This window comes from Streptomyces reniochalinae (assembly GCF_003323735.1).
In the GTDB taxonomy this organism is placed as follows: domain Bacteria; phylum Actinomycetota; class Actinomycetes; order Streptomycetales; family Streptomycetaceae; genus Streptomyces; species Streptomyces reniochalinae.
On the sequence record NZ_QOIM01000041.1, the window covers coordinates 178,251 to 191,628 of the forward strand.

The 13,378-nt window shown below is 73.9% G+C and carries 13 protein-coding genes and 1 pseudogene; 4 read left to right on the forward strand and 10 right to left on the reverse strand.

What is annotated here, in order from left to right; genetic code table 11:
* Positions 1-10: 10 nt before the first annotated feature.
* Positions 11-208 (reverse strand): annotated as a pseudogene (locus DQ392_RS35420) (erythromycin esterase family protein); the annotation flags it as partial.
* On the opposite strand from DQ392_RS35420, the gene DQ392_RS24610 reads away from it, so the two are divergent.
* Entirely contained in the window at positions 117-692 is a 576-nt protein-coding gene (locus tag DQ392_RS24610) for a MerR family transcriptional regulator (RefSeq protein ID WP_245981904.1), read from the forward strand. The pseudogene DQ392_RS35420 and the gene DQ392_RS24610 sit on opposite strands and share 92 nt — an antisense overlap.
* Here the strand turns inward: DQ392_RS24610 and DQ392_RS24615 are convergent.
* The 6 genes from DQ392_RS24615 to DQ392_RS24640 are packed head-to-tail and all read right to left on the reverse strand — an operon-like array spanning position 649 to position 6,429.
* Complete coding sequence (locus tag DQ392_RS24615; RefSeq protein WP_114017884.1) at positions 649-1,914, reverse strand: cytochrome P450 family protein; 1,266 nt, start codon at positions 1,912-1,914, stop codon at positions 649-651. The two genes, DQ392_RS24610 and DQ392_RS24615, sit on opposite strands and share 44 nt — an antisense overlap.
* A complete protein-coding gene (locus DQ392_RS24620) occupies positions 1,911-3,203 on the reverse strand; it encodes a cytochrome P450 (RefSeq protein ID WP_114017885.1) in 1,293 nt (430 codons plus the stop codon). Before DQ392_RS24620 ends, DQ392_RS24615 begins: the two co-directional genes overlap by 4 nt.
* Entirely contained in the window at positions 3,200-3,835 is a 636-nt protein-coding gene (locus DQ392_RS24625) for a GTP-binding protein (RefSeq protein WP_425470599.1), read from the reverse strand. Before DQ392_RS24625 ends, DQ392_RS24620 begins: the two co-directional genes overlap by 4 nt.
* Positions 3,816-4,178, reverse strand: a complete 363-nt coding sequence (locus DQ392_RS24630; RefSeq protein ID WP_114017887.1) for a DUF742 domain-containing protein — start codon at positions 4,176-4,178, stop codon at positions 3,816-3,818. Before DQ392_RS24630 ends, DQ392_RS24625 begins: the two co-directional genes overlap by 20 nt.
* Positions 4,175-4,603 carry a roadblock/LC7 domain-containing protein gene (locus DQ392_RS24635; protein WP_114017888.1) on the reverse strand — a complete coding sequence of 143 codons (429 nt, stop codon included), beginning with the start codon at positions 4,601-4,603 and terminating at the stop codon, positions 4,175-4,177. Before DQ392_RS24635 ends, DQ392_RS24630 begins: the two co-directional genes overlap by 4 nt.
* Complete coding sequence (locus DQ392_RS24640) at positions 4,600-6,429, reverse strand: ATP-binding protein (protein WP_114017889.1); 1,830 nt, start codon at positions 6,427-6,429, stop codon at positions 4,600-4,602. The genes DQ392_RS24635 and DQ392_RS24640 overlap by 4 nt, the downstream gene beginning before the upstream one ends.
* 205 nt (positions 6,430-6,634) lie before the next feature.
* Here DQ392_RS24640 and DQ392_RS24645 point away from each other — a divergent pair, with 205 nt between their 5' ends.
* On the forward strand, positions 6,635-7,507 hold the full coding sequence (locus DQ392_RS24645) for an oxygenase MpaB family protein (protein ID WP_114017890.1): 873 nt from the start codon (positions 6,635-6,637) through the stop codon (positions 7,505-7,507).
* Positions 7,508-7,703: 196 nt separating this feature from the next.
* Here DQ392_RS24645 and DQ392_RS24650 read toward each other — a convergent pair whose 3' ends face one another.
* A complete protein-coding gene (locus DQ392_RS24650) occupies positions 7,704-9,182 on the reverse strand; it encodes a M1 family metallopeptidase (RefSeq protein WP_114017891.1) in 1,479 nt (492 codons plus the stop codon).
* A 203-nt stretch (positions 9,183-9,385) separates the two neighbouring features.
* Here DQ392_RS24650 and DQ392_RS24655 point away from each other — a divergent pair, with 203 nt between their 5' ends.
* The gene (locus DQ392_RS24655; protein WP_114017892.1) at positions 9,386-10,720 is read left to right on the forward strand and encodes a M14 family metallopeptidase; all 1,335 of its coding nucleotides are present in this window, start codon (positions 9,386-9,388) and stop codon (positions 10,718-10,720) included.
* Positions 10,721-10,750: 30 nt separating this feature from the next.
* Here the strand turns inward: DQ392_RS24655 and DQ392_RS24660 are convergent, their stop codons facing one another.
* Complete coding sequence (locus DQ392_RS24660; RefSeq protein WP_114017893.1) at positions 10,751-11,704, reverse strand: FAD-dependent oxidoreductase; 954 nt, start codon at positions 11,702-11,704, stop codon at positions 10,751-10,753.
* Between the two features lie 37 nt (positions 11,705-11,741).
* A complete protein-coding gene (locus DQ392_RS24665) occupies positions 11,742-12,677 on the reverse strand; it encodes a GlxA family transcriptional regulator (protein ID WP_114017894.1) in 936 nt (311 codons plus the stop codon).
* A 263-nt stretch (positions 12,678-12,940) separates the two neighbouring features.
* Between DQ392_RS24665 and DQ392_RS24670 the strand changes: the two genes are divergently transcribed.
* Positions 12,941-13,369: a DUF6010 family protein gene (locus DQ392_RS24670; RefSeq protein ID WP_114017895.1), complete on the forward strand. Its 429-nt coding sequence runs from the start codon at positions 12,941-12,943 to the stop codon at positions 13,367-13,369.
* Positions 13,370-13,378: the final 9 nt, after the last annotated feature.

Consider the following 13,378-nt stretch of genomic DNA (forward strand, 5'->3'; position numbering starts at 1 on the left):
GCCGCGTCATGCGGGCCTTCGAGGTGTCGGCCATCCGGTAGTGGTAGCGCAGCAGGCCGACGGCGGTGCGTCCGTACAGGCGTGCCCGCTCCCCGTCCTCCCGTGCGGCCGCCGCGGTGAGGTGCGGCGTCCGCGCGTCGAGCAGCGCCACCAGTTCGTCGGCGAGCAGCCGCAGCCGCTGGGCCTCGGCCGAGCGCCCCACGGACCTGTCCGGGTTCCTCATCGCGGCAGGTTCGGTCCACAGCTCGTCGGCGCGAGCGGCACCCGGCCCCGGCACGGGCGCGGCACCGGCTGCACCGTCCGGCCGCGGCGGGACGTTCATCGGGCCGCTCGCGGGGAGGCTCGGTATCAGGACCGCGACGCTGCGCAAGTGGCAGCGCGCCGGGCTGGTGCGCCCGCGCCGCGACCCGCGGACCGCGTACCGCGTCTTCGACGAGGCCGCCGCGCGGGACGCGATGCTGACCCACCAACTCCGGCGCGGCGGCTACCTGCTGGAGGAGATCGCCCCGCTGATCGCCCAGGTCAGGACAGCCGGCGGGGTGGAGCCGCTGGAAGGGGCGCTGAACGACTGGCACGCTCGGCTGGCGGCGCGCGGACGGGCGATGCCGACCGGCGCCGCCGCGCTGGACGCCTGTTTGGGCGAGCCCCTCAGCTCAGCCGTACCGGCAGCTCGTACAGCTCGTTCTGGGTGACCGCCGGCTTGTTGCGCAGCCGGGCCGGGTCGACCGCGAGGGAGAGCCCGGGGAAGCGCTCGAAGAGGGCGGGGAGCGCGACCAGGGCCTCCAGGCGCGAGAGCGGAGCCCCGGGGCACACGTGGGGGCCGTGCCCGAAGGAGAGGTGCCGTATCGGGGCCCGGGTGACGTCGAAACGCTCCGCGTCGGGCCCGTGCTGGCGCTCGTCCCTCCCGATGGCGCCGTAGGCGATGATCACCGCGTCGCCCTGCCCGAGGAGGGTGCCGCCGACCTCCATGTCCTCGGTGGCGAACCGGATCAGCACGTGCGTGGTGGGCGCGTCCCACCGCAGCGTCTCCTCGATGGCCGCCTCCCAGCTCACCTCGCCCGACAGGACGAGAGCGAGCTGGTCCGGGTGGGTCAGCAGGGCGCGTACGGCGCTCACGATCAGGCTGATGGTGGTCTCGTGCCCCGCCGTGATCAGCACCTGGACGGTGGCGATGATCTCCTCGTCGCTGAGCGAGTCGCCCCCCTCGGCGGCGGCCAGCAGCGCGCTCGTCAGGTCCTCGCCCGGGGACCGGCGCTTCTCGGCCACGACCGCGCCGAAGAGCGCGCCGAGTTCGGCGATGACGGCCTGCACGTCCTCGCCCGGTGTGACGCTGCTGAAGAAGCCGTCGAAGAGGGTGCGCAGCCGGGGGATCCGGTCGGTGTCGACACCCACCAGGTCCCCGATGACCGCCATCGGCAGCGGGTAGGCGAACGCGGACTTCAGATCGACCCGGCCCTCCGCGTCGGCCGCGGCCCGCAGGCCGTCCAGGAGCCCGCGGGTGATCTCCTCGATGCGGGGCCGCATCGCGGCCACCCGGCGGGGGGTGAGAGCCTGCGCGGTCAGTGTGCGCAGCCGGCGGTGCTCGGGACCGTCGAAGGTGAGCATGCTGGGGCCCGGGTCCGCCAGTCCGATCAGCGGCCAGGTGTCGGGGATCTCCCCGCGCTTCCAGGCGGCCCAGTGGTCGATGTTCTTCACCAGCCTGCTGTCGGTCAGCAGCCGCCGCGCCTGAGCGTGGTGGGTGACCGCCCACACCCGTACCCCGCCGGGGAGTTCGACGGGGGCCAGGGGCCCCGCGGCGCGCAACGCCGCGCCCTCGCCCGCCAGGTCGCCGACGAGCGGGTCGAGCGCGATCACGCCGCCCTGCGCGCCGGGCGCGTCAGGACCGGTGAAGGGACACGAGGCGGGCCCGGTCATCGCGGGCCTCCCTGGGCGCTCGTGGGGGTGGGGGTGAAGCGGACGGGGAGCGACGCCAGCCCCCGCAGGAAGGGCGAGGGCCGCCACACGAGGGCCTGGCGGCTGACGGCCAGGTCGACGTCCGGCAGGCGGTCGAGCAGGACCTCGATGCCGGTACGGGCGATGCCCTCGGCGATGTCCTGCGCGGGGTAGGGACAGCGGTGGTCCCCGTGCCCGAAGGAGAGGAAGGCGTTGTTGCCGCCGGTGAGGACGGTGCGGTCGGGCCGCACCTGCGGATCGCCGTTGGCGGCGGCGAAGCTGAGCATCAGCAGGTCGCCGGCCGCCACGTGCCGCCCGGCGAGCTGGGTGTCACGGGTGGTCCAGCGGCCCGCGATGTTCTGGGTGGGCGTGTCCTCCCACAGCACCTCGTTCATCGCCTCGGCGACACTGTGCCGGCCGCCGGTCAGAGAGGCGGCGAAGCGCTCGTCGGTGAGCATCAGCCGCAGCGAGTTGCCGATCCAGTCTGCGGTCGGCTGGTGGCCCGCGATGATGTTGACCATCATGTCCTCGACGATCTCCTCGAAGGAGAAGCCCTCGGCGAAGTCGTGGTGGAGCATCCGCGAGGCGACTCCGGCGGCGGGGGCGCGGCGCCGGGAGGCCAGCAGCGCCTCCATCGCCCCCTTCACCCGGTCGCGTCCGGCCAGTGCGCCCTCGCCGCCGTCCACGAGGTCGTTGATGCTGGGCACCAGCGCGGCGCCCTCCTCGTCGGTGAAGCCGTAGAGCCGGGCGAGCACCAGCGCGGGCAGCACCTTGGCGTACTCGGCGATCAGGTCGGCAGAGCCGCGCCCGCACAGCTCGTCGATCAGCCGGTCGGCGAACCGCTCGGCGTGGTCGCGCAACTCGAACGGGTCCACGGCGGCGAGCGCGTCGCTGACCAGGGCGGAGCGGCGCTGGTGCCGTTCCCCCACGGTGTAGAGGATCGACGGCTGCTTGCCGACCATCGGCAGCAGCGGCCAGTCCGCGGGGATGTTCGGCCACTGGTTCCACAGGCCCGAGTCGCGGCTGTAGAGCACCGGATCGGAGGTGATCTGGTGCAGTTCCCGGTAGCCGAGGACCAGCCAGCAGGGGATGTCGCCCGGCAGCGTCACCGGGGCGAGCGGCCCGTGCTGCTCGTACATGTCGCGGTAGAGCCTGGCGCGGTCGTCGTTCTGGAAGCGCGGCCCCAGCAGGGGAACGGACTGGGAGCTGGGGTGCGCGGGGCAGCCGGGCGGCGGCGCGGAGACGGTGCTGTGGTGCTGAGCGGGTGTCACGGGGTGTTCTCCCGGCGCGCGGTGGAGAGGGCGTACAGGTGGTGGACGAGGGCGAGCAGCACGTCCTTGCTGGAGGCACGGGAGCGCGCGTCGCACTCGACCAGCGGGACGTCGTCGGGCAGGTCGAGCGCCTCGCGCACCTGGTCGGGGGTGTGCCGGGAGCCGCCGAAGTCGTTGCTCGCGACGATGAACGGGGTGCCGTGCGCCTCGAGTCGGTCGATGGCGTACCACGACTCCTCCAGCCTGCGGGTGTCCACCAGCACGACGGCGCCCAGCGTGCCGGAGAAGAGCCGGTCCCACAGGAACCAGAACCGCTCCTGGCCCGGCGCGCCGAACAGGTAGAGCACCGTCTCGTCGTCCAGGCTGATGCGCCCGAAGTCGAAGGCGATGGTGGTGGTCGTCTTGTCCTGGACGCCGGAGAGGTCGTCGACCCCCTCACCGGCCCGGGTCATCGTCTCCTCGGTGTTCAGCGGGCGGATGTCGCTGACCGCCCTGACCATGGTCGTCTTGCCGACCCCGAACCCACCGACGATCACGATCTTCAGCCCCTGCGCCGCCGTGCTGAGCAGCGGGGGACGGACCGGCGCGTCAGCGGTGGCCACCGGGTTCGCTTCAGATGTTGCGGAGTCCAACGAGCACCTGCTTCAGGATGTCGGGATCGGGCAGTGCGTCAGCGGTCTGGGCACGCCGCGGATGACGGGCGGTGATCTTCCCCTGCGCGAGCAGGTCGCCCAGCAGGATGCGGACGACGCTCACCGGCAGTCCCAGATCGGAGGCCAGCTCCACGACCGCCGTGGGGAAGCGGCAGATGCGGAGGATCGCGGCGTGCTCCGACTGCATGCCGCGCACGGGGGCGCTCTCGCTGACCACGAGCGTCACCAGATCGAAGGTGTCGGCTCCGGCCACCGAACGGCTGCGCCCGCCGGTCACGGTGTACAGCCGGTCCGGGTCCTCGTCCCGGCCCGGCCGCGTCATGCCTGCCCGCCCCCGCGCCCGTCACTCGCCGCCTGCTGGCGCGGCGGGGCGCTGAGGTACTCGCTGAGCTGCTCGATCAGCTCGTTCATGTTGTGGCCGATCAGACCCACGTCCGACTCCTCGTCGGCGACGACCGCCAGGTGGGCGCCGTCACCCGCCTCCACGACGAACAGGATGCCGCCGTAGAACTCCGCCATGGCCTGCCGTACGCCGCCGTCACCGTTGCCGAACTCCACGGAAGCGCCGTGCGACAGGCTCTGGATACCGGCCGAGATGGCCGCGAGCTGGTCGGCCTGGTCCACGGAGAGCTCCGGGGTGCGGCACAGCTTGAGGCCGTCCCGGGACAGCACGAGTGCGTGCCGGGCGCCGGGGGTGCGCTCCAGCAGACTCTCCAGCAGCCAGTCGAGCTTGCTGTCAGTGATCATTCGGTGTCGTCCTCCGAGAAGGGAGAGGAGCGGGCGGGGGAGGGGGCGCCAGGGGCCGTGGCGTGTCGGCCCGTCGCGCCGGATGCGGGGGTCTCTTCGCCGGACTCGGTGGCGTTCTCGTCCGACGGGGCGGCGCCCTGCACGGCCCGGCGGAAGTCGCCGAAGCGCGTGCCCGAGGGCCGCTTGGTACGGGCGGCGGCCGGGTCGCGGTCGCGGTCGAGCGCGGCGGACTGTCCGGTCGCGTCGGGCGAGGAGCCCGTGGCCGAGGGACGGGAGGCGGAAGCGCGGGCGACCGCGGCCAGAGTCTGGCCCCGGCGCCGTTTGGGCAGGCCGCTGGCCCCGAACTCCTGGGGCGGAGGCGCCGCGGTCGCGTACTCGCCGGTCCGCGCGGCCTCGTGCTCGCCGGTCCGCGCGGCCTCGTGCTCGCCGGTGCGTGCGCTCTCGTGCTCGCCCGTGCGCGCGCTCTCGTTCCCGTCGTGGCCCGGTGCGGGACCGCCGGAGGTGGAGGGCTCCGGCTGCCGGGTGTGCGTGCCGGCCGGGGGAGTGCCGGGTGCGGCGCTCAGCAGCCCGCGGCTCGTGGCGGGCGCGGCGGCGGCCGGCGCGGGCGCGCCGCTCTCCGGACGGCGCGGCTCGGTCACCAACTCGCGCGGGACACGGACGAGGACGCCCGTACCGCCGTGCGCGGAGGGGCGGAAGGAGACGGACAGGCCGTGCTTGCGGGCCAGGCGCCCGACGACGGCCAGCCCGAGCCGGGTGCCCGACAGCGTGGACAGGTCGTTGTGCTCGGCGGAGACGGCCTGCTGGGCGCGGCGCAGCGCCACCTCACCCATCACCAGGCCGCCGTCCTCGATGGTGATGACCACCCCTGCGGCCACCTCTTCGACGTACACGTGGACTTCGGAGGTGGGCGGGGAGAAGTTCGCCGCGTTGTCCATCAGCTCGGCCAGCGCGTGCATGACGCCCTCGGCTGCGTGGCCCGCGATGGCCACCTCGCTCGCCGAGTGCAGCCGCACCCGCTGGTAGCCGCTGATGCGGCCCATCGCGCCGCGCAGAATCGACTCCATGACGATGGGCTTGGCCCACCGGCGCCCCGAACGGGCGCCCGTCAGGACCGCGATGGAGTCCGCGATGCGGCCGGCCTGCGCGGTGCGGTGGTCCAGGTGCAACAGGTCGGCCAGCACGTCCTCGTCGGCGTGCCGGTGCTCCATCTCCCGCAGGTCGGCGGCCATGCCGGTGGCCAGCGCCTGGACCCGCCCGGCCGCGTTGGCGCACGCCGACATCGCGGCAGCCCGCATGTTCTCGCCCTTGTGCACCTCGCGCGCCAGGGTGACCAGCACCCGGCGCTGCGTCTCGCTGGCCGCGGCGGGCGCCTCGGCCAGCGCGGTCTCCGCCGAGCCGCCGCGGCGCAGCCGGTCGACGACGGCGGGCACCACCGCGTCGGCGAAGTAGGTCTCGGCCCGCTCCCGTTCGGCCGCGCGCGCGTTGCCGGCCGCCAGGGCGGCCCGCAGCCGACGCCCCGTCAGCACGGCGCGTGCCGCGACGGTGACGGCCACGCACAGCACGACCCCGGCCGCGCCGCCGCCCCAGGCGACGGCGGTACGTGCCGACTCGTCGGCCGCGTACACGGCCGCCAGGCAGGCGGCTGCGGCGAGCGCGGCGGAGACCAGCAGCGCCAGTGCGGTTCCCGTGCCGGTGCCGGTGCCGGTGCCGGTTCCGGTGCCCGGGGCTGCGGTCGCGGTCCCGGGCCCCGCGGCCGTTCTGCCGGTGCCTGCGGCCGGTCGGCCCGCGCCTGCGGCCGGTGGCGGTGATATCTCGGGGGAGGTCATCAATCAGGTCCTAGGGGACGGAACCGGGCAGAGGCGAGAGCTGATGCCGCAGCCCTCCGAGCAACGTCGCACCAATATAAGTCAGTTAGTGATCACGAAATGACGGAGGGGCGTTCCGGTTCGAAAGATGGCGTAATGCCGCCCCTCGGGGTCCCGGTCCCCGGCCCCGGACCGCACCGCGCGTGCCACCGCTCGGGAAGGCATCATGAGGAGTGTGAAGGCACGCGAGAGGCATCCAGCACGCACCGATCCGGCGCCGCCACCGTCCGACGGCATCCTGTGGGACGTGGCCGGAGACCTCCGCATCCTGTGCACGCTGCCCGGCGCGCTGACCATGCAGGTCGCCCACCCCGCCGTCGGCGCCGGAGTGGACCAGCACTCCGTCTTCCGCACCGATCCGTGGGGCCGGGGCGAGCGCTCGGTGCGCAGCGTGCTGCTGTGGGTGTACGGAGGCGAGGAAGCCGCCGCCGAAGGCCGCAGACTGCGGGAGCTGCACAAGACGATCCAGGGTGTCGACGCGCACGGCCACCGCTACCACGCGCTGATGCCCGCCTACTACGCGTGGGTGCACGCCACCGGCTTCCCCTCCTTCCAGCACGGACAGCGCTACCTCGCCCGCCGCCCCTTCACCGAGGCGGAGGAGCGTCAGCTGTACGCCGAGTGGGTGCAGGTCGGCCGCGTGCTGGGTCTCCACGAGCGGGACATGCCGCAGACGCTGGAGGAGTTCTGGCCCTACTGGCGGCGCATGCTGGCCGAGGAGGTCGAGCCCACGGGCGTCGTGCGTGAACTCGTCGCCCTCGACATGAGGATCCCGCCGCCGCCCTACGGTCCACGGCCCGTGCGCGGGGCGCTGCGCGCGGCCTGGCCGCTGCTGGCGCCCGGACTCGCCCGGTTGCGGCGGTTCCTGATCATCGGCCTGATGCCCCCGGACGCGCGGCGCGCGCTGCGGCTGCCCTGGAGCCCCCGCCAGGAGCGGCGGCTGCGGCGGCTGGGACGCGTCGTCGCCTCCGTCGTGCCCCGGCTGCCGGAACGCCTGCGCTACCTGCCGTACGCGTACCGGGCCCGCGCGGCCCGCTGACATCGCGCTCGAGACCGTCCCGGGCAGCGGCGGCCCGCTGCCCTCGCGCGTGAGGCGGCATCAGGCGGGGCGGTCCGCCGAACGCGCCCCGTGAGGCCGTGCGCCGGGCCCGGCGGTCCGCCGGACTCGCGCCGGGCGGGGCCGGGCCAACGCACCGGGCCGGCACCGACCGGGGCCGGGGCCGGCCCCGGCGCCGTCAGTGGTGCGGGTGGTCGGCTGTGTGGATCTTCTTCCACGACTCGGGCTGCTCGGGAGCGGCCTTCGCCTTGAGGCCCGCCGCGGAGGCGGGCGGCTTGGAGGGCTGGAACAGCCAGGTGTCGAAGAGCTCGGCCAGCGGCTCGCCCGACACCTTCTCCGCGTAGGCGACGAAGTCGCCCACGTCCGCGTTGCCGCCCTCGTGCTGCCGGGGCCAGCCCTTGAGGAGGGCGAAGAAGTCCTTGTCCCCGATCTTCTCGCGCAGCGCCTGGAGAGCCATCGCGCCCCGGTCGTAGACCGCCGAGTGGAACTGGTTGTCCGGGCCCGGGTCGCCCGGCTTCACCTTCCAGAAGTCGTCGTCGGCCGGGCGGGAGGCGTAGGCGTAGTCGGCCAGTTCGCGCGCCGTGCCCTCGCCCTGGTCCTCGGACCACAGCCACTGCGCGTAGGCCGCGAAGCCCTCGTTGATCCAGATGTCCTTCCAGCCCTTGAGCGAGACGCTGTCCCCATACCACTGGTGGGCCATCTCGTGGACGACGACGGAGGTGTTGGAGCCGTCGGCGAAGTCGTCGGGGCTGTAGAACGGGCGGGTCTGGGTCTCCAGCGCGTAGGTGGTGTCCGTGTTCGGGACGTACCCGCCCATCGCGTCGAAGGGGTAGGCGCCGAAGTAGCCCTGGAGCCACTCGGTGATCTCGGCGGTCCGCTCGACGCTCGCCCGCGCAGCGCCCGCGTGTTCGCCCAGGTCCTTGCTGTAGGCGTTGATGACGGGCAGTCCCGAGTCCGTCTTCGAGGTGGTGATGTCGAACCTGCCGATGGCCAGCGTGGCCAGGTAGGTGGCCTGCGGGGCGCGGGAGCGCCAGTTCCAGCGCGTCCAGCCGGCCTCGGAGCGCTTCGACTGGAGGGTGCCGTTGCTGAGGGCCTGGGTGCCGTCGGGCACGGCGACGCTCACGTCGTAGCTCGCCTTGTCCGAGGGGTGGTCGTTGCTGGGGAACCACCACCAGGCGGCTTCCGGCTCGTTGGCGGCCACGCCGCCGTCCTCGGTGCGCAGCCACGAGGTGAAGCCGTTCACCTCGACCTTCGAGGGGGTGCCGGAGTAGCGGACCACGACGGTGGCCTTCTCCCCCTTGGCCAGCGGCTCGGCGGGGGTGATCCGCAGTTCGTGCGCGCCCGAGGTGGCGAAGCGCGCCTTCTTTCCGTCCACCCGCACCTCGCTGACGTCCAGCGCGAAGTCCAGGTTGAAGCGCGACAGGTCCTGCTCGGCGGTGGCCAGCAGGGTCGCCGTGCCGTTCAGCTCGTCCGTCTTCGGCTGGTACGTGAGCCGAAGGTCGTAGTGGGAGACGTCGTAGCCGCCGTTCCCGTAGTCCGGGTAGTAGGGGTCGCCCACGCCCGGGGCTCCCGGGGACGGTTCGGCCGCCGAGGCCGGGACCGCGAGCAGCAGCGAGGCCGCCACCATGGCACCCGGGACGATCAGTCTGTGACGCACGAGTCCTCCAGCTCTTCCGTCAACCTTGCGGCGCCACCATCGGGTTCACATCCCGCCCCTGTGGCGCGCGGGGTGTCGCTTCGTCCGAAGGGTATGTACTCACGTGGCACACCGCATGTCCACAGCAACTACCGTCATGTGAGCGTCATCCGGCCGACACACGCCCCCTTCTGCACACGCGTGGACCCGGTTACCTTCCCGGCATGGTGATTCGTGCGCGGCTCGGCCGCTCCCGGTGGAAGACCGCCGCCCTGACCTCGGCGGCGCTCCTCGTCCCCCTGCTCGCCACCACCGCACAGGCCGCCGGCCGAGACGGCTCCGCCGCACCCCGTACCGGCTTCGAACGCACCCACGGCCAGCGCTGGACGACGCAGCCCGAGGAGGAGAAGTTCCTGCGCGCCGTCGACGCCGCGGGCCGCCGCGTCAGCCTCGACACCATCGGCCGCACCGAGCAGGGAAGGCCGCTGCGGCTGGCCCGCATCGGCGCCCCCTCGCCCGAGGGCCCCGCGAAGGTCAGGCGCGGCAACTCCCTGCTGCTGATCTGCTCCCAGCACGGGAACGAGCCGGCGGGCCGCGAGGCGTGTCTGAGCACCATCCGCGACCTCGCCTTCGCCAAGGACCGCGCCACCCGGCGTTTCCTGTCCCGTACGACGGTGCTGGTCGTGCCCACCGCCAACCCGGACGGGCGGGCCGCCGACACGCGCGGCAACTCCGACGGCGTGGACATCAACCGCGACCACCTCGCGCTGGAGACCGCGGAGGCCCGCGCGATGGCCGCCGTGATGCGCGACTACCGGCCCGACACCGTCTACGACCTGCACGAGTACGGCGCCCACGAGCCGTACTACGTGAAGGATTTGCTCGCACTGTGGCCCCGCAACCTGAACACCGCGAAGGGCGTGCACAAGGAGTCCGTGACGCTTTCGGAGAAGTACGCGCGCCCGTCGGCCGAGGACAGCGGCCACAGCACCGGCATCTACGGCATCTGGACGGACCCGGAGACGGGTGACCCCGTCGAACAGGTCGCGGGCGACGGGCAAGAACGCATCCTGCGCAACACCGTCGGCGTCAAGGGCGCGGTCGGGCTGCTCGCCGAGACCCGCATCGAACCGCTCACCGACGCCGACAAGGGCGACGAGGCGCGCAACAACCGGCGCCGTGTCGGCTCGCACCTGGCCGCTCTCCAGGGCGCGTTCGACTTCGCCGGCGAGCGCCGCGCCCGCATCGAGAAGGCGACCGGGGCCGCGCGCGAGGCGGGCTGGGCCGACCGCGGCCCGGTGTACCTCGGCGGCGCCGACAACGAGCAGCCCACCGACGAGCAGGTGCTGGACGATCCGCCCTGCGGCTACCGGCTGACCGCCGCGCAGTTCAAGGACGTCGAACCGGTGCTCGACCTGCACGGGGTGCGCGCCGAGCCCCGCGCGGGCGGCGTCCTCGTGCCGCTGCGCCAGTCGCAGCGCGCCCTGGTCCCGCTGCTGCTGGACGCGCGTGCCGAGTACGCGCTGACGGCGGGGGCGCCGGTACGCGGCTGCCGCTGAGTACGGACGGCCGGCCGGCGTGGGCCCGGCTCACCCTCCGGTGGCCGGGCCCACCAGCCGCGCCGCGTCCACGGCGCAGCCCCACGAGACGGTGACGCCCGCCCCGCCGTGCCCGTAGTTGTGCACACACAGCGACTCCCCGCCCCGCCCGTCGCTCAGCAGCTCGCTCTCCAGCCGGACGCCGGGCCGGGAAGGGCGCAGTCCGACCCGGTGCGCGCGCACCTTCGCGTCGGCCACCTCGGGCCGTACCGCGGCGCAGCGCCGCACGATCGCCTCGGCGGTCGCCATGTCAGGGTCCCGCTCCTCGGCGTCCTCGTGCGCCGTGCCGCCGAGGATCAGCCCGTAGGGCTGGGGCAGCAGGTAGGTGGTCTCGCTCGCCCCGCTGCCGGCGTCCACGTACCACTCCTCGACGCCCGGGTTCTCCACGACGAGGATCTGTCCCCGCACGGCACGCATCGCGGGGTCTGGCACGAGTTCGCGGGCGCCGAGCCCGCTGCAGTTCACGACGACGGGTGCCGCGGCCGCCGCCTCGTGCAGGGAGCGCGCGGCGCGCCGCTCGACCCGTCCGTGCGCGGCCTCGAACCGGCCCGCCAGGTACGGGAGATAGGTCTCCATGTCGACAAGTGGGGCGCGTGGTGGAGTCCCGGTGAGCGCCGTCCACGCGGCGGGCGGCGCGCTGCCCGCCATCCGCCCCCGCAGCAGCCGCACCCCGGTGCTCCGCGGCTGCTCGGCAAGCCACGAGAAGTGCCGGAACGAGCGCACCGACCAGTCCAGCGCCTGGGCCGCGGGCTCGATCCGGTAGGGCCACACCAGGCCCCCGGCGACCGCCGAGGTCGTCTCCGCCTGATCCTCGGGGCTCCACAGCCGCACGTCCATCCCGCGCTCGGCCAGCACCACGGCCGTCGTCAGCCCGATGACCCCGCCGCCTATGACGACGGCGTCCGGCCTGCCGCGACCGCCGTCGCCCGCTGTCACATCGACCATGTCCGGACACTACGGCACCCCGCCGCCCTCCGGCACGTCAGCCGAAGGAGCGGCGGTAGGTCCGGGGGCTGACGCCTGTGGTGCGTTTGAAGCGGTCGCGGAACGCGGTGGCCGAGCCGAAGCCGACCTGTGCCGCGATGCGCTCCACGGAGTGCGCCGTGGCCTCCAGCAGGTGCTGGGCCTGGCGGATGCGGGCGCGGTGGAGCCACTGGAGCGGGGTGGTGCCGGTCTGTTCGCGGAAGCGGCGGATCAGGGTGCGGGTGCTGGTCCCGGCCTGTGCGGCGATGTCGGCGAGCGTGAGCGCGCGCCCCAGGTCGGCCCGCAACCAGGCGAGCAGGGGTTCGAGCGTGGAGCCCTGGGGTGCGGGGTCGTGGTCGTGGACGATGAACTGGGACTGGCCGCCCTCGCGTTCGAGCGGCATCACCGACAGCCGGGCCGCGTCGGCGGCGACGGCCGAGCCGTAGTCGCGGCGGATCATGTGCAGGCACAGGTCCAGGCCCGCGGCGGCCCCCGCGGAGGTGAGGAACTGGCCGTTGTCCACGTACAGGACGTCCGGGTCGACCTCGACGCGCGGGTAGGTCGCGGCCAGCAGGCCGGCCGCCCTCCAGTGGGTGGTGGCCCGCAGGCCGTCGAGCAGCCCCGTGGCGGCCAGGTGGAAGGTGCCCGCGCAGATGGAGGCGAGGCGCGTGCCGTCCGCGGCCGCCGCCCGCAGGGCGTCGCGCACCTCGGGTGCGAGCGGCGCGGGCGCGGCGGTGCCGGGCACGATGACCGTGTCCGCGTCCGCGAGCGCCTCCAGTCCCCAGGGCGCGCGCAGCGCGAAGGCCCCGGCGTCGACCTCCCGACGCGCGGCGCACACCCGGACCCGGTAGCCGGGGCGCCCGTCCGGGAGGCGGGTGCGGGTGAAGACCTCGATCGGGGTGGACAGGTCGAACGGGATCACCTGGTCCAGCGCGAGAACGGCGACGGTGTGCATGGCGGGAACATACCGCCCCGCGGGACACCGGCACCGGGCTCGGTCCGCGGTGCTCACCCCGGCACACCGGCCATGGAGCGCCGCTCGGGGCCTTGGCACCATCCCGTTGGAAGGTGTCACTCGTGCCACTGGGAGAGCGGGGGACCGCCGCTTAGGTTCGAGGCGCGTCCCGGCACAGGCCGGACGTCCCCGTATCCGTGCCGGAGGGCCTCCCCTCCCGCACACGTCATGCCCGCACCGCACCCCGAGAGGGCCGCACAGTGATGAGCTACCTCGCGCCGATCGTCGTCGGCGTCCTCTACGTCCTGGCGATGTCGCTGATCCGCGCACCGCACCGCCGCCCGTTCAACGCGATCATGGTGGCCGGAGCGGGAGCCGCCTACATCAGCGGCGGGGGATTCGGCGTCTGGGAGTTCCCCGCCGTCGCCGCCCTCACCTACGTCGCCTACCGCGGGCTGGAGTCCTGGACCTGGATCGGCGTCGCCTGGCTGATGCACACCGCCTGGGACCTGCTCCACCACGTCAAGGGGAACCCGATCATCCCCTTCTCCCACGACTCCTCCCTCGGCTGCGCCCTCTGCGACCCCGTCATCGCCCTGTGGTGCCTGCGCGGCGGCCCCTCGCTGATCACCCTCGTCCGCGAGCGCGCGGCACGCGGCGGCACGGCCGGCGAGGCGGCGCCGCGCACGTGAGCGAGCCGG